Source organism: Streptomyces bullii, from assembly GCF_042657145.1.
GTDB classification, from domain to species: domain Bacteria; phylum Actinomycetota; class Actinomycetes; order Streptomycetales; family Streptomycetaceae; genus Streptomyces; species Streptomyces bullii.
On sequence record NZ_JBHSNY010000002.1, the window covers coordinates 1 to 17,818 of the forward strand.

Sequence of the window (17,818 nt, forward strand, 5' to 3'; positions counted from 1 at the left end):
TGCGCGAGGGCAGCGAGGAGTACCTCGACTCCGAGAAGTACCAGCTCCGCCCCCGCGACTGGGAGACAGCCGAACGCGAAGGCCGCACCATCACCCCCCTGATCACCAGGCTCAACACCATCCGGCGGGCCCACCCGGCCCTGCGACGGCTCAGGAACCTCCGCTTCCACGACACCGACAACGACGCGCTCATCGCCTACAGCAAGCGCACCGGGGACGACGTCGTGCTGGTGGTCGCCAACCTCGACCCGCACCACCCGCAGGAGGCGACGGTCTGCCTCGACATGCCGCAACTCGGCCTTGACTGGGGCGAGTTCACACCGGTGCGCGACGAGCTGACGGGCGAGACGTATCTCTGGGGCAGGTCCAACTACGTGCGCCTGGAGCCGGGGCGGGCTCCCGCACACGTCCTGCACGTCCAGTTGCCGCCCGCCGCGTCGCCGAACGGAGGGGCAGGAACGTCATGACCGTCAACGAGCCCGTACCGGACACCTTCGAGGACACACCCGCGAAAGACCGGGACCCTGAGTGGTTCAAACGCGCCGTGTTCTACGAGGTCCTCGTCCGCTCCTTCCAGGACAGCAACGGCGACGGCGTCGGCGACCTGCGCGGCCTGACCGCCAAACTCGACTATCTCCAGTGGCTGGGCGTCGACTGCCTGTGGCTGCCGCCCTTCTTCAAGTCGCCGCTGAGGGACGGCGGCTACGACGTCTCCGACTACACCGCCGTGCTGCCGGACTTCGGTGACCTGGCCGACTTCGTGGAGTTCGTCGACGCCGCCCACCAGCGCGGCATGCGCGTGATCATCGACTTCGTCATGAACCACACCAGCGACCAGCACCCGTGGTTTCAGGAGTCGAGGAAGGACCCCGACGGGCCGTACGGCGACTTCTACATGTGGGCCGACGACGACAAGGGCTACCCGGACGCCCGCATCATCTTCGTCGACACCGAGGTCTCCAACTGGACGTACGACCCGGTGCGCAAGCAGTACTACTTCCACCGCTTCTTCTCGCACCAGCCGGACCTCAACTACGAGAACCCGCGCGTCCAGGAGGAGATCCTGGCCGCCCTGCGCTTCTGGCTGGACCTGGGCATCGACGGCTTCCGGCTGGACGCGGTGCCGTACCTGTACGCGGCCGAGGGCACCAACTGCGAGAACCTGCCGGCCACCCATGAGTTCCTCAAGCGGGTGCGCCGCGAGATCGACGCCCAGTACCCCGACACCGTGCTGCTGGCGGAGGCCAACCAGTGGCCGGAGGACGTCGTCGACTACTTCGGCGACTACGAGCGGGGCGGTGACGAGTGCCACATGGCCTTCCACTTCCCGGTCATGCCGCGCATCTTCATGGCCGTACGGCGGGAATCCCGCTACCCGGTCTCCGAGATCCTCGCCAAGACCCCGGCCATCCCCTCGGGCTGCCAGTGGGGCATCTTCCTGCGCAACCACGACGAGCTGACCCTGGAGATGGTCACCGACGAAGAGCGCGACTACATGTGGGCCGAGTACGCCAAGGACCCCCGCATGCGCGCCAACATCGGCATCCGGCGCCGACTCGCCCCGCTGCTCGACAACGACCGCCACTCGATCGAACTCTTCACGGCCCTGCTGCTCTCCCTGCCGGGCTCGCCGATCATCTACTACGGCGACGAGATCGGCATGGGCGACAACATCTGGCTCGGCGACCGCGACGCGGTCCGCACGCCGATGCAGTGGACCCCGGACAGGAACGCGGGCTTCTCCACCTGCGACCCGGGCCGGCTCACCCTGCCCGTGATCATGGACCCGGTCTTCGGCCACCAGGTCACCAACGTCGAGGCCTCGATGGCCTCGCCGTCCAGCCTGCTGCACTGGACCCGCCGCATGATCGAGATCCGCAAGCAGAACATCGCCTTCGGACTCGGCTCCTACACCGAGCTGTCCTCCTCCAACCCCGCGGTCCTCGCCTTCCTGCGGGAGTACGAGGACGACCTGGTGCTCTGTGTGAACAACTTCGCGCGCTTCGCGCAGCCCACCGAACTCGACCTGCGCGAGTTCGCCGGCCGCCATCCGGTGGAGCTGTTCGGCGGGGTGCGCTTCCCGGCCATCGGCGAACTGCCGTACCTGCTGACCCTCGGGGGCCACGGCTTCTACTGGTTCCGGCTCACTCGAGTCGCATCCCGCATCGGCCGACGCCTGTGAGCATGCGCCGACGAAAGGAGGCGTGACCATGCCGAAGACCGCATCCCTCCGCCCGGACCGCACGCTCCTCGCCGAGCCCCTCGAATCGCTCGGCGAGCTGCTGCGCGAGTGGCTGCCACGGCAGCGCTGGTTCGCCGGCAAGGACCGGCCCGTCACCGAGCTCGGCGTGCTGTCCGTGACCGAGCTCTACCCGGGGTGTCTGCACCTGCTGGTCCACGCCGGGCACGGCGGCGTGCCCGCCCCGGGCGGCGCCCACCCGGCCGGTGACTGCTACCAGCTCCTGCTCGGCGTACGGGAGCACCCCTCGCCCCGGCTCGGCCGGGCGCTGATCGGGCGGGTGCAGGACGGGCCGCTGGCCGGTCTGACGGTCTACGACGCGCTCCACGACCCGCGTTCGGCCCAGCTGCTCCTGGAACGGCTGCGGCAGCCCGGCTGGGCGGGCCCGCTGCGCTTCGAGTGCGACCCGTCCCTGCCGGTGACCACCGGACTCGCGCCGCGTCTGCTGGACGCCGAGCAGTCCAACTCCTCGCTGGTGTACGGCGACGAGTACATCCTGAAGGTGTTCCGGCGCATCCAGCCCGGCGTCAACCCCGACTTGGAGGTGCCGGGCGCGCTGGCCCGCCAGGGCTGCCACCGCGTCCCCGCACCGGTGGCCTGGTTCCAGACCCGGCATCCGTTCCGGGCGACGCTCGGCGTGCTCCAGCCGTATCTGCGCGACGCCTCCGACGGCTGGACGCTGGCCCTGCACGCGCTCGCCGCCGGGGACGACTTCACGGTCCAGGCCCGCGCGCTCGGCGGGGCCACCGCGGAGGTCCACCTCGCGCTGGCCTCGGCCTTCCCCGTGGGCGCGCCGGGGGAGAACGCCCGGACGGCGGCGGCGATGCACGAGCGGCTGACCGCCGCCGCACACTGCGTCCCGGCCCTCCAGCCGTTCGTCCCCGGCCTGCGGGCCGCCTTCGCCGCGCTCACCACCTGCGACCCCGGGCCGCCCGCCCAGCGCATCCACGGCGACCTGCACCTCGGTCAGGTGCTGCGGGCCGGGCGCGAGTGGTTCGTCATCGACTTCGAGGGCGAGCCGTCCCGGCCGCTCTCCGAACGGCGCAGCGCCCACTCCCCCGTGCGGGACATCGCCGGCATGCTGCGCTCCTTCGACTACGCCGCCCGGCAGCGCCGCCCCTGGCGCCCGGAGTGGGCGCGCCGCTGCCGGGAGGCCTACTGCGCGGGCTACGCCGCCAGCGCCGGGTGGGACCCGCGCAAGAAGCACGGCCTGCTGCGCGCCTACGAGACGGACCGGGCCGTGTACGAGGTGCTGTACGAGGCCCGGCACCGCCCCGACTGGCTGCCCGTACCCATGGCGGCGATCGAACGCCTCGCCGTGAGAGGAGACTGACCGTGGCCCTGCGTGACACCTCACTCCCCGAGCCGTCCGGACCCGTCCCGTGCGGGACCGCCCCGCCCCTGAGCCCGGAGGACCGTGGGCGCCTGCTGGCGGGCGCCCACCACGATCCGCACGCACTGCTCGGCGCCCACCCGGTCGCCGACGGGATCGTCTTCCGGGCGCTGCGCCCCTTCGCCCGCTCCGTGAGCGTGGTGATCGACAGGATCCGCACCCGCCTCACCTCCGAGGGCGACGGCCTGTTCTCCGGCGTGCTGCCGCTGGACGAGATCCCCGTCTACACGCTGCTGGTGGCGTACGGGGACGGGGAGGCCGACGAGCAGGAGGTGCACGACCCGTACCGCTTCCTGCCCTCGCTCGGCGAGCTCGACCTGCACCTGATCCGCGAGGGCCGCCACGAGGAGCTGTGGAAGGCGCTCGGCGCGCACCCGATGACCCACCAGGGCGTGACCGGCACCCGCTTCACGGTGTGGGCACCGAACGCGCAGGGCGTCCGGGTCGCCGCGGACTTCACCTACTGGGACGGCACCCAGTTCCCGATGCGGTCGATGGGCGCCTCCGGGGTGTGGGAGCTGTTCCTGCCCGGCGTCGGCGAGGGCACCCCGTACAAGTTCGAGATCACCTCCCGGTACGGCCACCGGTTCCTCAAGGCGGACCCGATGGCACGCCGCACCGAGGAGCCGCCGAACACGGCGTCGATCGTGACGGCCTCCCACTACACGTGGGGCGACCAGGAGTGGATGGCGCAACGCGCGGACACCCCGGTGCACGAGGCGCCCTTCTCGGTGTACGAGGTGCACCTGCCGTCCTGGCGGCCCGGGCTGACCTACCGGGAGCTGGCCGAGGAACTCCCCGCGTACGTCAAGGACCTCGGCTTCACCCACGTCGAGCTGATGCCGGTCGCCGAGCACCCCTTCCACGGCTCCTGGGGCTACCAGGTCACCGGCTTCTACGCCCCCACGGCCCGCCTCGGCACCCCGGACGACTTCCGGTACTTCGTCGACGCCTGCCACCGGTCCGGCATCGGCGTGATCATGGACTGGGTGCCGGCGCACTTCCCGAAGGACGACTGGGCGCTGGCCCGGTTCGACGGGGACCCGCTGTACGAACCCGGGGACGCCCGGCGCGCGGAGCACCCGGACTGGGGCACGTACGAGTTCGACTTCGGGCGCACCGAGGTCCGCAACTTCCTGGTGGCCAACGCCGTGTACTGGTGCGAGGAGTTCCACATCGACGGGCTGCGCGTGGACGCGGTCGCCTCGATGCTGTACCTCGACTACTCCCGCGAGGACGGCCAGTGGGAGCCCAACGTCCACGGCGGCCGGGAGGACCTGGCGGCCATGGCGTTCCTGCAGGAGATGAACGCGACCGTGTACCGGCGGGCACCCGGCGTGGTCACCATCGCCGAGGAGTCCACCGCGTGGGGCGGGGTGACCCGGCCGACCGACACCGGCGGGCTCGGCTTCGGGCTGAAGTGGAACATGGGCTGGATGCACGACTCGCTGGAGTACATCTCCAAGGAGCCGGTGCACCGCAAGTACCACCACAACGAGATGACGTTCTCGATGGTGTACGCCTACAGCGAGAACTTCGTGCTGCCCATCTCCCACGACGAGGTCGTGCACGGCAAGCAGGCGCTGGTGTCGAAGATGCCCGGCGACTGGTGGCAGCGGCGCGCCAACGTCCGCGCCTACCTCGGCTACATGTGGGCCCACCCCGGCAAGCAGTTGCTGTTCATGGGGCAGGAGTTCGCCCAGGGAGCGGAGTGGTCGGTGGAGCGGGGGCCGGAGTGGTGGCTGCTCGACGAGGGCTACCACTCGGCGGGCGACCACCGGGGCGTGCGCGACCTGGTGCGGGACCTGAACACGGTCTACCGGGCGACGCCCGCCCTGTGGCAGTGCGACACCCGCCCGGAGGGCTTCCGGTGGGTGGCGGTGGACGCGGCCGACGACAACGTCTTCGCCTTCCTGCGGTTCGACGCCGAGGGCAACCCGCTGCTCGCGGTGTCGAACTTCTCCCCCGTCGTGCGGCACGACTACCGGCTCGGCGTGCCCGACGGCACCGCTGCCTGGGAGGAGATCCTCAACACCGACGCCGTCTGCTACGGCGGCAGCGGCGTCACCAACCCCGACCCCGTCAAGCCGGAGGACGGGTGCGTACGGATCACGCTTCCCCCGCTGGCCACGGTGTGGCTGACGCCGTTCGCTCTGTGAAGTCCTGAGGCGGCGGCAGGTTCCGACTGCTCCGAGCGGGGCATTCGGGGTCGTACGACCGAGGAACCCCCCTCGTCGTCGCCGCGTCAGGTCACAGAAAGGGCGGCATCACGTGCGCACTGTCGGAGTGGAGGAGGAGCTCCTCCTGGTCGATCCGGAGTCCGGCGAACCGCGGGCGCTGTCCGCCGCGGTACTCGCCCGCGCCGAGCAGGACGATGCGGACCAGGACGTCTTCGAGAAGGAACTCCACGAACAGATGCTGGAGTTCGCCACTCATCCGCAGTCGTCGATGGAGAGCCTGCGCGCGGAGATCGTGCGCTGCCGCAAGGAGGCCGCGCGGCACGCCGGCGAGATCGGCTGCACCGTCGCGGCGCTGGCGACCTCACCGCTGCCCGTGAGCCCCGCCGTGGGCGTCAACCGGCGCTACCAGTGGATGGCGCAGGAGTACGGCATCGCCACCCAGGAGCAACTGGTGCTGGGCTGTCACGTCCATGTGAACGTCGACTCCGACGAGGAGGGCGTCGCGGTCGTCGACCGGGTGCGGCCCTGGCTGTCCGTGCTGGCCGCGCTCAGCGCGAACTCGCCGTTCTGGCAGGGCAAGGACACCGGGTACAGCAGCTACCGCAGCCGGGTGTGGCAGCGCTGGCCGTCGGCCGGTCCGACCGAGATCTTCGGCTCCGTCGAGCGGTACCACCGGCGGGTCGCGGAGATGGTGGCCACCGGCACGATCCTCGACGACGCGATGATCTACTTCGACGCCCGGCTGTCCCGCCGCTATCCGACGGTGGAGATACGGGTCTCGGACGTCTGTCTGCACGCGGACACCGCCGTGCTGATCGCCACCCTGGCCCGCGGGCTCGTGGAGACCGCCGCACGCGAGTGGCGGGCGGGCACCGAGCCGGTCGACCACAGCGTGAGCCTGCTGCGGCTGGCCGACTGGCGGGCCGCCCGGTCCGGCCTCACGGGCGAACTGCTGCACCCCGCGACCATGCGGCGCATGCCGGCGGAGGCGGTCGTACGGTCCCTGTTGGACCATGTCGGCGAGGCACTGGAGGAGACAGGGGACCTGGAGCGGGCCCGGGAAACCTGCGCCGGGCTGCTGCGGGACGGCAACGGCGCGCAGGTGCAGCGCGCCCTGCTGGAGCGCACGGGAAGCCTGCGGGACGTCGTCACGGAGTGCGTGCGGCACACGCAGGCGTGAGGCGTTCCGTTCACCACCCACCGGGCGCCGGGGCGCGGCTCAGAGCAGCAGCACCAGGGCGTAGGCCAGGAAGAACGCCGCGACCAGCACGGTCACCACGAGGATCAGTGCCAGGGGTGCCTTGGCCCAGCCCTTGGGCGGGTTGTGCGTCTCACGGGGGCCCGCCTCGGGCATGCTGCTCTCCGCGGGCGGGGTCTCGCCGGGCGGTACGCCGCCGCCGGGTTCCAGGCCGGAGCTGCGTTCGGGTTCGGGATCGGGACTGACGTGTTGACTCATGCGGTCCGAGTCCCCCGAACCCGGCGAGATCATCAGGGGACGGCGCACTTGCGCATTCCCCACCCCGCGGGGCCTCGGCTCGGCTACATTCGAGCACCGCCGATGACGGTACTCGTCGGCAGAGTCACACCCCGTACACGTCAGGAGCAGTGCATGCGCGATCTCGCTCCGGCTCCCCCGGCCGCCGCGCCCCTGACCGGCGGGCTCGCCGACAGTCTCTTCGAGACGGCCGACCGCGAGCCCACGCTGCCGATGCTGGCCCGCCGCCCCGACCCGGCCTCCGCGACCTGGGAGGAGGTGACGGCCGTCGAGTTCCGCGACGAGGTGGTCGATCTGGCGAAGGGGCTGATCGCGTCGGGGATCTCGCCCGGGCGGCGCGTCGCGATCATGGCGCGCACCCGGTACGAGTGGACGGTGCTGGCCTACGCGCTCTGGTCGGTGGGCGCCGAGGTCGTGCCGATCTATCCGACCTCCTCCCGCGACCAGGTGGAGTGGATCCTGAGGGACGCCGGCTGTGTGGCCGTCGTCGTCGAGGACGAGCAGGGCGTGATGACGGTGGGCTCGGTGTGCGCCTCACTGCCGCAGCTGCGCCACGTCTGGCAGCTGGACGCGGGTGCGCTGGAGGAGCTGGTGGCGCGCGGCGAGTTCATCCCGCTGGCCACGGTCGAGTCGATGCGCCGCATCGTGCTGCCGGACTCCACGGCCGTCATCGCCTACACCTCCGGCACGACGGGCCGCGCCCTGGGATGCGCCCTGAGCCACCGCGGTCTGGCCAGCCCCTGCGACACGCTGCTGGCGGGCTGGAAGGAGACGACGGCGCCCCCGGGGGAGCAGGGCTCGGTCCTGGCGTACCTGCCCTTCTCCCACGTGTACGGCCTGATGATCCAGGGCATCTGCGTGCGCGGCGGCATGCTGATGGCGCACGAACCCGACCTGAGCGGGGACTCCCTCGCCTCGGCCCTGCGCTTGTTCCGCCCGACGTACTTCTACGGCGTCCCGTCGGTGTTCGAGAAGATCTACAAGAACATGCTGCGCACGGCCCAGCAGGCGGGCCGCGGCAGTCTCTTCGAGCGGGCCGCCGACACGGCACGGGACTTCGCAGCCGCCGTCGAACGGCAGCGGCTGGGCAGGGGGTCGGGGCCCGGCCTCGACCTGCGGCTGCAGCACGCCCTGTACGAACGCACGGTCTACCGCAGGCTGCGGGAGGCGCTCGGCGGCCGGGTGCGCCGGGCCACCTCCGGCGGCTCGCCGCTCACCCGCGACCTGTCCCTCTTCTACGAGGGCATCGGCATCTACGTGCACGACGGGTACGGCCTGACGGAGACCTGCGGCGGGGCGACGATGCAGCCGCTGGGGCGGGAGAAGTCCGGCACCGTCGGGCAGGCCCTGCCGGGCACGGAGATCCGGGTCGCCGAGGACGGGGAGATCCTGGTGCGCGGGCCGTCGGTGTTCCAGGGCTACGTGGGCGCCGAGGCCGCCACCCGGGCCGCGCTGCGCGGCGGCTGGCTGGCCACCGGGGACCTCGGGCAGCTGGACTCCGAGGGATATCTCACGATCACCGGCCGCAAGAAGGACGTCATCATCACCAGCAGCGGCAAGAGCGTGGCGCCGGCGTTCCTGGAGCAGCGGCTGCGGATGCACCCGCTGATCCACCAGGCGGTCGTCGTCGGCGACAACCGGCCCTGTGTGGGGGCGCTGATCACGCTGGACCCGGAGTTCCTCGCACACTGGCGGGCGGGGCTGGCGCTGCAGGGCGACGCGCGGGAGGCACGCGAGGAGAACGCGCTGCGCGAGGAGGTCGCCCGGGGTGTGGCCGCGGCCAACAGCGCCGTGTCGCGCCCGGAGTCGATCCGTGTGTTCCGCATCCTGCCGGAGCCGTTCGACGTGACGAACGGGTTGCTGACGCCGTCGATGAAGCTGCGCCGGGACGAGATCGTGCGGCACTACGCGGCCGAGATCGAGGCGATGTACCAGTCCCGGGCGCGCCCCGGCCGGCTGCACTCCTCCGAGGTGTTGTCCGCGTGGGACGACTCCGACAATGTGTTCCGCTGAGGGCTGAGGAACCGGACGAGTAGGCCCGGCCCCCACGGGAACACGCAACAGTGGCGACGCAAGAGACCACATGAGAAAGGCTGACAGGCCTGCTGACACCGGGCCCGAGAGGCGATATGTCAACCGAGCCGCGTGGGGACGACGCACTGACTGCCGAGGAGATTCCGAGCCGCACGAACAGCTTCGCGGGCGAGCCGCACGACGTGACGGGGGCGCGACTGGCCGCGGAGGGGTTCCTGCGCGACCTGGCGCGCTCCTCGCCACCCTCCGCCCCCGAGTACTGGGACGACATCCTGTTGGTGGTGACGGAACTGGCCGCCAACGCGGTGCAGTACGCTCCGGGCCCCTTCGCGCTGCGGATGCGCAGGACCTTCGACGGGGTGCACGTGGTGCTGCGCGACAGCAGTACGACCCCGCCGGCCCCGCGCCCCTTCGATCCGCGCAGCGGTGGCGGCGGCATCGGCTGGCACCTGATACACACGCTCTGCGACCAGGTCAGCGTGGTGACCGACGAGCGCGGCAAGGACGTGCACGTGTTCCTCCCCTGGTGACCCGGGTCACGTCCCGGTGAACCAGGTTCCTCCCTGGCGGACGGCCCGTCCCGGCGGACCGGCCCCCGGCCGGTGACCCGGGTTCCTCCCCCGGGTGGACGGGAGAGGTTCCCGGGCCCTGTGCGTAGACCGGCTCAGACCGAGGCCGTCTCGCGCGGCGGCAGCCGGTCGTAGTAGTCGCCGACGGTCCTCAGATAGCCCTGGTCCAGCGTCTCGCTGTCGGTGCGGAAGCGGGGGGCCTCCTTCGCCTCTCCCCCGGTGCAGGCCAGGGTGATCCGCCGGGCCTGCGGGTCGATGCCGGTGACGACGCCGGCCGGCACCAGGACACTCCTGCCGAACACCCACACGCCGGTGTCGACGACCAGGTGCCGCATGCCGTGCGGGGCGGCCTCCCGGTCCACGTGCCCGATGGTGCCGTCGGCCGCGGCGACCGTGAAGCCCGTCAGATCCTGCCCCTCGACGTGACCGCTGTCCGGCGCGTACGACCAGATTCTGTCGGTGGCCACGCTGCTCCTTCCCTCCCGAACGGTGTGCGGGTCGCGGAGCGCCCGGCGGACGGTTCGCGCGCCCGCCCCGGCTCCACAGCACCAAATACCCTTCTCCCGCAACCGCATTCGGCGTGTCGCGGGCCGTCGTACGACGCCGCCCGCCCGGCCGCGGATCAGGGCCGGGCCGGGAGGAATGGGGGGTGGATTCGGGGGTAATCGCGGGGGCGCGGTGAAACAGGGAACCCGGCAGGTGAAAGGAGGCACATGAGACGCGGTGTCCGAGCCCGGCACCCGACCGGCGTCGCCCCGCATCCCGGTCACCGGCCGCGGTGACCAGCCCAGGCCGTCAGCAATTGTTGGAGGAACTCGTGCCCCTTGCCCAGAACCCGCTGTCCGTGGAGGTCGAGCTGCCCCGTGAGGACGTGGCGTTGATCACTGTCGACGGCTACCTGGACGTCGACACCGCGACCGAGTTCCAGGCCCATCTGGCCAATCAGCTCCACCACGGCCGACGGCACTTCCTGCTGGACCTGTCGGCCGTGCCCTTCATGGATTCCTCGGGCATGAACATCATCCTGCGGATCTACCAGGAGACCCGTAAGGACGCCGGCAGTGTGCACGTCATCCGCCCGACTCCCGCGGTGCGCCGGATACTCGACCTGACGGGCGTCAGCATCACCGTGCCGGTCTCGGAGAGCGTCGAGAAGGCCCTCGACCGCGTCGACCAGGGGCCGGACGCCCCCGGGGAGCAGAGCGGTCGGGAGGCCTGACGGGGCCGCCCGGCCCCGCCCGGCCGAACGCCTGTTCGCCCTTGGCACGGGCGTCACGCCGGTCGCCGGCCGCCGTGCCACTGAACCGGCCCGCATGCTCCGGACCTGGTGTCGTACGAGGTCGGCGCGTGGTTAGAGTTGTCGCCCGGCAGAGTCATATCGCCGTCTCGTTGCCTCCAGCGGGCTCGGTGCGACGCAACGCGGATGAGGAGACAAGCAGGTGCCGGAGCACGAAGCGGACGGACAGTTCGGAACGCCGACGCACGAGGTGAGGGATTTTCTGGTCCGCCGTCGGGAGCAGATCGCCCAGCGGTGGGCGGACGAACCCCTGTTCCGCACCGTGTTCACCGTCTCGCGGGACGAGGCGGTGGAGGCGGGCAAGGTCGTCGTCGACGCGCTGGCCCAGGTCGCGGACACGGGCCGGGTCGACGACCCGGACGCCGCCGGGTTCAGTGAGGTGCGCGAGCAGCTGGCCCGGATGGGCGCGGCCCGGTCCCGCGCCGGGCTGTCCAACACGCAGGTCTCGAGCGAGCTGGCCGCTCTGCGCCCGCCCGTCGAGAACCTGCTCGTCGCGGACCTGGAGCAGTTGCCGCCCGAGCATCTGCGGGCTTGTTCGACCGCGTTGACGGTGCTGATGGGCACCCTGCGGCTGGTCGCCATGCAGACCGCGCTCAGCGAGGGGCAGGCGCTCATCGACCGGCAGCGGCTGCAGCTGATGGAGGTGGCCACGCCTGTCATCAGGCTGTGGGACGGCATCGTGGCCGTCCCGCTGATCGGGACCCTCGACAGCGCCCGCAGCCAGGTCGTGATGGAGACGCTGCTGAACGCGGTCGTCGACCAGCACGCCCGCTTCGCGATCCTCGACATCACCGGTGTGCCCACGGTCGACTCGCTGGTGGCGCAGCACCTGATGAAGACGGTGGCCGCGGCCCGCCTGATGGGCGCGCAGTGCATCGTCTCCGGCATCCGCCCGGCGATCGCGCAGACCATCGTCCACCTCGGTCTGGACCTGGACGTGGTCACCCGTGCGAGCCTCGCCGACGCGCTGGCGTACGCCCTGCACAAGCTCGGCGCCGACATCATCAACGCGACGCCGGGCGGTGCGGGGCAGCGGTGAGCGAAGCGTTCTCCTACCCCGCCGCGGGACACGTCCCGGTCCTCAGGCTGGGCGACGTCCTGCTGGTGACGCTGCAGGGCGACCTGCACGACAGCTCGGCGCAGCAGCTGCAGCAGGACCTCGCCGAGACCATCTCCCGTACCGGGGTCCGCGGTGTCCTCATCGACATCTCCGGCGTGGAGATCGTCGACTCCTTCCTCGGCCGGGTCCTGGCCGAGATCGCGGCGCAGGCGAAGCTGCTGGCCGCACGCACGGTGGTGGCCGGCATGCGTCCGGCCGTCGCCATCACCCTGGTCGAACTGGGCCTGACGCTCCCGGGGTTGAGCACCGCGCTCAGCACCGAGGCGGCCATGGAACTGCTCGGGCAAACCACCTCGACGTCCCGCCCCGGCGGCCGGCGCCAGGAGAGTCCGTGATGCACACTGCCGCGGGCGTCGAGGCCTGCCTGCCCATCCGGTCGGACATGGACCTGGTGTGGGTGCGCCAGCATGTGCGGCAGGCCGCCGCCCAGCTCGGCTTCGGCCTGGTGGACCAGACGAAGCTGGTCACCGCGGCCAGTGAGCTGGCCCGCAACACCCTCGTGCACGGCGGGGGCGGACAGATGGAGACGACGCACGTCACCAGCGGGGGCGCGCACGGGCTCCGGCTGACCTTCACGGACGAGGGGCCGGGCATCTCCGATCTCGACCAGGCGCTCAGCGACGGCTACACCTCCGGCGACGGGCTGGGAATGGGGCTGGGCGGCGCGCGGCGCCTGGTGCACGATTTCTCGATAGAGAGCACCCCGGGAGCCGGGACCACGGTGCGGGTGACCTCGTGGGTGGCCGCTCCGCCGCGTCCGCGCGAGGAGGCGTGATGCCGCGTGTGTGGGACGTCCCGGTTCACGACTCGACCCGGGTCCGTGACGTCCGGGTGGCCGCGGAGGAGGCGGCCGCCGCGGCCGGGCTCGACGATCGGCGGACCGCGGCCGCCGCGCTGGTCGCGACGGAACTGGCCACCAATCTGCTGAAGCACGCGGAGGGCGGTGAGGTGCTCATCGACGTCGTGGCCCCGTCCGTCCTGCGGGGCGGCCCGGTGGACCACCGGGTGGTGCAGATCGCCGCGCTCGACCACGGCCCCGGGATCCGCGACGTGCCGGCGGCCATGCGCGACGGTGTCTCGGCGACCGGCTCGCTGGGCGCGGGCCTGGGCACGTGTCTGCGGCTCTCCGACGACTTCGACGTGCACAGTGTGCCCGGCCGGGGCACGGTCGCCGTCGCCCGCGTCGGCCGGGTGCCGCGCCGTCGCGGACTGGTGCGCGCCGGGTCGGCCCTCGCGGGCCGGATCAGCTGGACGCACGGCGGCGTGCCGCGGGCCGGCGGAGCCCCGGGAGCCGGGTCGTACGACGCCGCGGGCCACGGCGGCCGACCGTCCTCCGACGGCGGTCCCGGTGCCGGCGCGCCCGCGGCGCACCGGGGCTACGGACCGGCCGAGGGGGCAGCGCCCGCCGACGGGGCCTGGTACGGCGTGCCGGGCGGCACGCAGGACGGCGGCGGTGCTTCGGGCCAGGGGGCGCCGGGCGGCTCGCCTGCCCCACACGGCGACGGGCGGGGCGCCGAGCGGCCGTCCGTCTGCGGCGTCCGCGCCGGTGGCGTCAACGTGCCGTTCGCCGGGGCCGCGTACTCGGGGGACGCCTGGGCGTGGGTCCGGGACGAGGACCGGGTGACGCTGATGATGGCCGACGGGCTCGGGCACGGCCCCGAGGCGGCGCGCGCCTCGACCGCGGCCGTGGAGGCGCTGCACCGCTCGGCGCACCTGACACCCGCCGAGTCGCTGCGGCAGCTCCACTCGGCGCTGGGCGGCACCCGGGGTGCGGCCGTCGCCGTCGCCCAGCTCGACACCCGTGCCCGGCGGCTGCGGTTCGCCGGCGTCGGGAACATCGGGGCGCGGCTGCGGCAGGACGGCACCTGGCGTTCGCTGCTGTCCCGGCCCGGCATCGTCGGCGTCCACCGGCCCACCACCCTGCGCGAGGAGGAGGTCGCCTGGGCGGACGACCGGATGCTGATCCTGCACACCGACGGGCTGCCCAGCCGCTGGACGCCGCCCTCGGACCCGGCTCTGCCGGCGGCCGACCCGGCCGTGACGGCCGCGGTGACGATACGCGACGCCAGCAGTTCCGCCCGACCGGTGCGGGACGACACCGCCGTGGCCGTGCTGACTCCGACCCCGCCGGACCGCCCATGATGCGTACTTGGCAGATCACCACCGTCACCGATGCGGCGCGGGCCCGCATCGCTCTGGCGCGCCTGGCCGCCGCGTACGGTGTGCCCACCGTCGACCGTTCCCGCCTGGCCGCATCGGTCAGCGCCCATCTGCGGCAGTGCCTGACCAAGGGCGGCACCTGGCGGCTCACCCTGGAGGCGGTCGGCGCCCCGGGCGGGGAGCGCCGACTGCACGCCGTGGTGACGCCGACGCAGGACGCGTGCGCGGCCGGGGAGACGCCGTGGGAGGTGACGGTCGCCTGCCCCGAGGCGGCGGAGGTGTCCGGCGCCGCGGCCGTGGACGGCGGTGCCGACGCCCTGGCGGAGGCGCTGCTGGGCGCCGACGAGGACACGGCCGTGGTGCTGGACAAGCTCGCCGAGCAGGAGGAGTTGGTCGCCTTCCACCGGGAGGAGCTGCACCAGACCAACCAGGGCGTCCTGGCGCTGCACGCCGAGCTGGACGCGGCGGGACGGGCCCAGCGGGAGGCGTTCGCGGCGGAACGCCGGGCGCGCACCGAGGCGGAGAACGCGCGCCGCAGGCTGACGTTCCTCGCGGACGCGAGCGCCGTGCTGACGGCGTCGCTCAACCACGACGAGATCGTCAGCCGGCTGCCGGACCTGCTGGTGCCGGAGTACGCCCGCAGTGTCGACGTGTGGCTGTTCGACAACGACACCAACGGCGACCGGCACCGGTCGGCGCCCCACGCGGCCGCCGCCGTGATCGCGGCCCGCACCGGTCGGCCGCAGTACGCCGCCGACCACCCCGGCCATCTGCCCGGTGTCGACGACCAGCCGCCGTCGGCACTGGATCCCACCCGGCCGCTGCTGTGCATCCCGCTGCCGACGCGGCGGGCGCCGCTGGGCGTGCTGACGCTGTCGCCGCCCGGTGAGCGCTGGGACCCGGACGACGCGGTGATGCTGATCGAGCTCACCCGGCGGGCCAGCATCGCCATCGACAACGCCCGGCGCTTCGAGCACAACCGCGACATCGCCGAGACGCTGCAGCGCGCCCTGCTCACGGAGCTGCCGACCACACCGGGCCTCAGCCTGGCCGCGCGCTATCTGCCGGCCACGCACGGGCTGAACATCGGCGGTGACTGGTACGACGCCTTCCGGCAGCCGGACGGCGGTCTCATCACCGTCGTCGGCGACGTGACCGGGCACGGACTGCACGCGGCCGTGATGATGAGCCAGCTGCGCACCGCGCTGCGCGCGTACGCCGTCGACGGCGGCAGCCCGGGCCGGCTGCTGACCAGGCTGCACATGTTCCTGCACCATCTGCAGCCGGATCTGTACGCCACCGCGGTCATCGCGCGGTTCCATCCCGAGGAGCCCACCGTGACGTGGGCCGCCGCGGGCCATCCGCCGCCGGTGCTGCGCACCCCCGACGGGCGGGTGCACATCCTGGACGCCAAACCGGGCGCCATGCTCGGCATTCCGCTGACGCAGGAGATCGACGACCACGCCGTGCGGCTGTCGCCCGGCTCGACGCTGGCCCTGTACACGGACGGACTGGTCGAGCGGCGGGCTCTGGGGATAGACCCGGGCATCGAGCGGCTGGCGACGGCACTGGCCGGATTCGGCTCCTCGGAGCTGGACGCGGACCTGGAGGGCGCGGCGGACGGCATCCTGCGTCCCCTGCTCAGCGACTCCGAACGGGACGACGACGTCTGTCTGTTGCTGTGCCACCTGCAGGGCGGGGCGGGGCAGCCGGCCTGAGCCGAGGGTCCCGCCGGGCCCGGGTGTGCACGCGTTCTTCACTCCCGCCTGGTGCGTTTCGGCCACGGGAGGGGCATGGTGGTGATCGACACGTTCGTCTGCCTGCCCCGTCCGGCTCGCGCGCCCACCGTGGACGCGGTGGGATCGAGGGGTGCGAAGCCACGATCCAGGGGCAGGCGAAAGGCGTTGAGGCAGACCGCCTGGAGCCGCAGAAAGGGATGAACACCGTGACACGACCCAGGATCCTGGTGGTTGGCGCAGGCTTCGCCGGCGTGGAGTGCGTCCGCCGCCTGGAGCGCAAACTCTCCCCCGACGAGGCCGACGTCACGCTGGTGACGCCGTTCGCCTACCAGCTCTACCTGCCGCTGCTGCCCCAGGTCGCCTCCGGCGTGCTGACGCCACAGTCGATCGCCGTCTCCCTGCGCCGCAGCAAGAAGTACCGCACCCGGATCATCCCGGGCGGAGCGATCGGCGTGGACCTGAAGTCCAAGGTCTGCGTCATCCGCACCATCACCGACAAGATCGTCAACGAGCCGTACGACTACATCGTGCTGGCTCCCGGCAGCGTCACCCGCACCTTCGACATCCCGGGGCTGACGGACCACGCCTTCGGCATGAAGACACTCGCCGAGGCCGCCTACATCCGTGACCACGTCATCTCGCAGCTGGACCTGGCCGACGCGAGCCAGGACCCGGCCGAGCGGGCCGCGCGCCTGCAGTTCGTGGTGGTCGGCGGGGGCTACGCCGGCACCGAGACGGCGGCCTGCCTGCAGCGCCTGACGCACGCCGCCGTCAAGCGCTACCCGCGCATCGACCCGGGCCTGATCAAGTGGCATCTGATCGACATCGCGCCGAAGCTGATGCCCGAGCTGGGCGACAAGCTCGGGCGCAGCGCGCAGGAGATCCTCCGCCGGCGCGGCATCGAGATCTCGCTGGGCGTCTCCATCGAGAAGGCCGGCCCCGAGGAGGTCACCTTCACCGACGGCCGGGTGATCCCCACCCGTACGCTCATCTGGACCGCCGGGGTCGTCGCCAGCCCGCTGATGGCGACGCTGGGCGCGGAGACGGTGCGGGGGCGGCTCGCGGTCACCGCCGAGATGTGCCTGCCGGGCCACGACGGGGTGTTCGCGCTCGGTGACGCCGCCGCCGTGCCCGATCTGGCCAAGGGCGAGGAGAGCGCCGTCTGCCCGCCCACCGCGCAGCACGCCATGCGGCAGGGCAAGCACGTCGCCGACAATGTCATCGCCACCCTGCGCAACCGGCCGATGCAGCCGTACACGCACAAGGACCTCGGCTTGGTGGTGGACCTCGGCGGCAAGGACGCGGTGTCCAAGCCGCTGGGTGTCGAACTGCGGGGCCTGCCCGCCCAGGCCGTCGCGCGCGGCTACCACTGGTCGGCACTGCGCACCAATGTCGCCAAGACCCGGGTGATGACGAACTGGCTGCTCAACGCGGTCGCCGGCGACGACTTCGTACGGACCGGTTTCCAGGCCCGCAAGCCGGCCAAGCTGAAGGACTTCGAGTACACCGACATGTATCTGACGCCGGAGCAGGTGCGGGCCCACGTCGAGGGCACCGCACGGCAGGACTGAGAGGACACGGGCCCGGGATCC

At 72.2% G+C, this 17,818-nt stretch carries 15 protein-coding genes and 1 pseudogene; 14 read left to right on the plus strand and 2 right to left on the minus strand.

The genetic code is table 11. The annotated features are described in order from the left end of the window. From ACFPZJ_RS04185 to ACFPZJ_RS04205, 5 genes and pseudogenes are all read left to right on the plus strand, one after another. Positions 1-467 (plus strand): annotated as a pseudogene (locus ACFPZJ_RS04185) (DUF3459 domain-containing protein); the annotation flags it as partial. After that, a complete protein-coding gene (gene treS / locus ACFPZJ_RS04190; RefSeq protein WP_381017353.1) occupies positions 464-2,182 on the plus strand; it encodes a maltose alpha-D-glucosyltransferase in 1,719 nt (572 codons plus the stop codon). The pseudogene ACFPZJ_RS04185 and the gene treS, both read left to right, overlap by 4 nt. 28 nt (positions 2,183-2,210) lie before the next feature. Next, positions 2,211-3,572 carry a maltokinase N-terminal cap-like domain-containing protein gene (locus tag ACFPZJ_RS04195; protein ID WP_381017356.1) on the plus strand — a complete coding sequence of 454 codons (1,362 nt, stop codon included), beginning with the start codon at positions 2,211-2,213 and terminating at the stop codon, positions 3,570-3,572. Between the two features lie 2 nt (positions 3,573-3,574). Then, complete coding sequence (glgB, locus tag ACFPZJ_RS04200; protein ID WP_381017359.1) at positions 3,575-5,791, plus strand: 1,4-alpha-glucan branching enzyme; 2,217 nt, start codon at positions 3,575-3,577, stop codon at positions 5,789-5,791. A gap of 112 nt (positions 5,792-5,903) precedes the next feature. Beyond that, positions 5,904-6,992, plus strand: a complete 1,089-nt coding sequence (locus tag ACFPZJ_RS04205) for a glutamate--cysteine ligase 2 (RefSeq protein ID WP_381017361.1) — start codon at positions 5,904-5,906, stop codon at positions 6,990-6,992. A gap of 39 nt (positions 6,993-7,031) precedes the next feature. On the opposite strand, the gene ACFPZJ_RS04210 is transcribed toward ACFPZJ_RS04205, so the two are convergent. After that, positions 7,032-7,268, minus strand: a complete 237-nt coding sequence (locus tag ACFPZJ_RS04210) for a DUF6480 family protein (RefSeq protein ID WP_381017363.1) — start codon at positions 7,266-7,268, stop codon at positions 7,032-7,034. A gap of 153 nt (positions 7,269-7,421) precedes the next feature. On the opposite strand from ACFPZJ_RS04210, the gene ACFPZJ_RS04215 reads away from it, so the two are divergent. Both ACFPZJ_RS04215 and ACFPZJ_RS04220 read left to right on the plus strand, forming a co-directional pair. Further along, complete coding sequence (locus tag ACFPZJ_RS04215) at positions 7,422-9,320, plus strand: AMP-dependent synthetase/ligase (RefSeq protein WP_381017367.1); 1,899 nt, start codon at positions 7,422-7,424, stop codon at positions 9,318-9,320. Positions 9,321-9,436: 116 nt separating this feature from the next. Further along, positions 9,437-9,871 (plus strand): ATP-binding protein, encoded by a 435-nt coding sequence (locus tag ACFPZJ_RS04220; protein WP_381017370.1) that lies wholly within the window; start codon positions 9,437-9,439, stop codon positions 9,869-9,871. 134 nt (positions 9,872-10,005) lie between these two features. Here the strand turns inward: ACFPZJ_RS04220 and ACFPZJ_RS04225 are convergent, their stop codons facing one another. Then, positions 10,006-10,377, minus strand: a complete 372-nt coding sequence (locus ACFPZJ_RS04225) for a PRC-barrel domain containing protein (protein WP_381017373.1) — start codon at positions 10,375-10,377, stop codon at positions 10,006-10,008. A 350-nt stretch (positions 10,378-10,727) separates the two neighbouring features. Between ACFPZJ_RS04225 and ACFPZJ_RS04230 the strand changes: the two genes are divergently transcribed. The 7 genes from ACFPZJ_RS04230 to ACFPZJ_RS04260 all read left to right on the plus strand — a co-directional run bounded on the left by ACFPZJ_RS04230 (position 10,728) and on the right by ACFPZJ_RS04260 (position 17,797). Beyond that, the gene (locus tag ACFPZJ_RS04230) at positions 10,728-11,129 is read left to right on the plus strand and encodes an STAS domain-containing protein (RefSeq protein WP_381017376.1); all 402 of its coding nucleotides are present in this window, start codon (positions 10,728-10,730) and stop codon (positions 11,127-11,129) included. A 220-nt stretch (positions 11,130-11,349) separates the two neighbouring features. Beyond that, the gene (locus tag ACFPZJ_RS04235) at positions 11,350-12,246 is read left to right on the plus strand and encodes an STAS domain-containing protein (protein WP_381017379.1); all 897 of its coding nucleotides are present in this window, start codon (positions 11,350-11,352) and stop codon (positions 12,244-12,246) included. Further along, complete coding sequence (locus tag ACFPZJ_RS04240; RefSeq protein ID WP_381017381.1) at positions 12,243-12,662, plus strand: STAS domain-containing protein; 420 nt, start codon at positions 12,243-12,245, stop codon at positions 12,660-12,662. The genes ACFPZJ_RS04235 and ACFPZJ_RS04240 overlap by 4 nt, the downstream gene beginning before the upstream one ends. Then, on the plus strand, positions 12,662-13,102 hold the full coding sequence (locus tag ACFPZJ_RS04245; protein WP_381018951.1) for an anti-sigma regulatory factor: 441 nt from the start codon (positions 12,662-12,664) through the stop codon (positions 13,100-13,102). Before ACFPZJ_RS04240 ends, ACFPZJ_RS04245 begins: the two co-directional genes overlap by 1 nt. Beyond that, entirely contained in the window at positions 13,102-14,469 is a 1,368-nt protein-coding gene (locus ACFPZJ_RS04250; RefSeq protein WP_381017384.1) for a SpoIIE family protein phosphatase, read from the plus strand. The genes ACFPZJ_RS04245 and ACFPZJ_RS04250 overlap by 1 nt, the downstream gene beginning before the upstream one ends. Further along, positions 14,466-16,205: a PP2C family protein-serine/threonine phosphatase gene (locus ACFPZJ_RS04255; protein ID WP_381017387.1), complete on the plus strand. Its 1,740-nt coding sequence runs from the start codon at positions 14,466-14,468 to the stop codon at positions 16,203-16,205. The genes ACFPZJ_RS04250 and ACFPZJ_RS04255 overlap by 4 nt, the downstream gene beginning before the upstream one ends. A gap of 218 nt (positions 16,206-16,423) precedes the next feature. Continuing rightward, positions 16,424-17,797: an NAD(P)/FAD-dependent oxidoreductase gene (locus ACFPZJ_RS04260; protein ID WP_381017390.1), complete on the plus strand. Its 1,374-nt coding sequence runs from the start codon at positions 16,424-16,426 to the stop codon at positions 17,795-17,797. Positions 17,798-17,818: the final 21 nt, after the last annotated feature.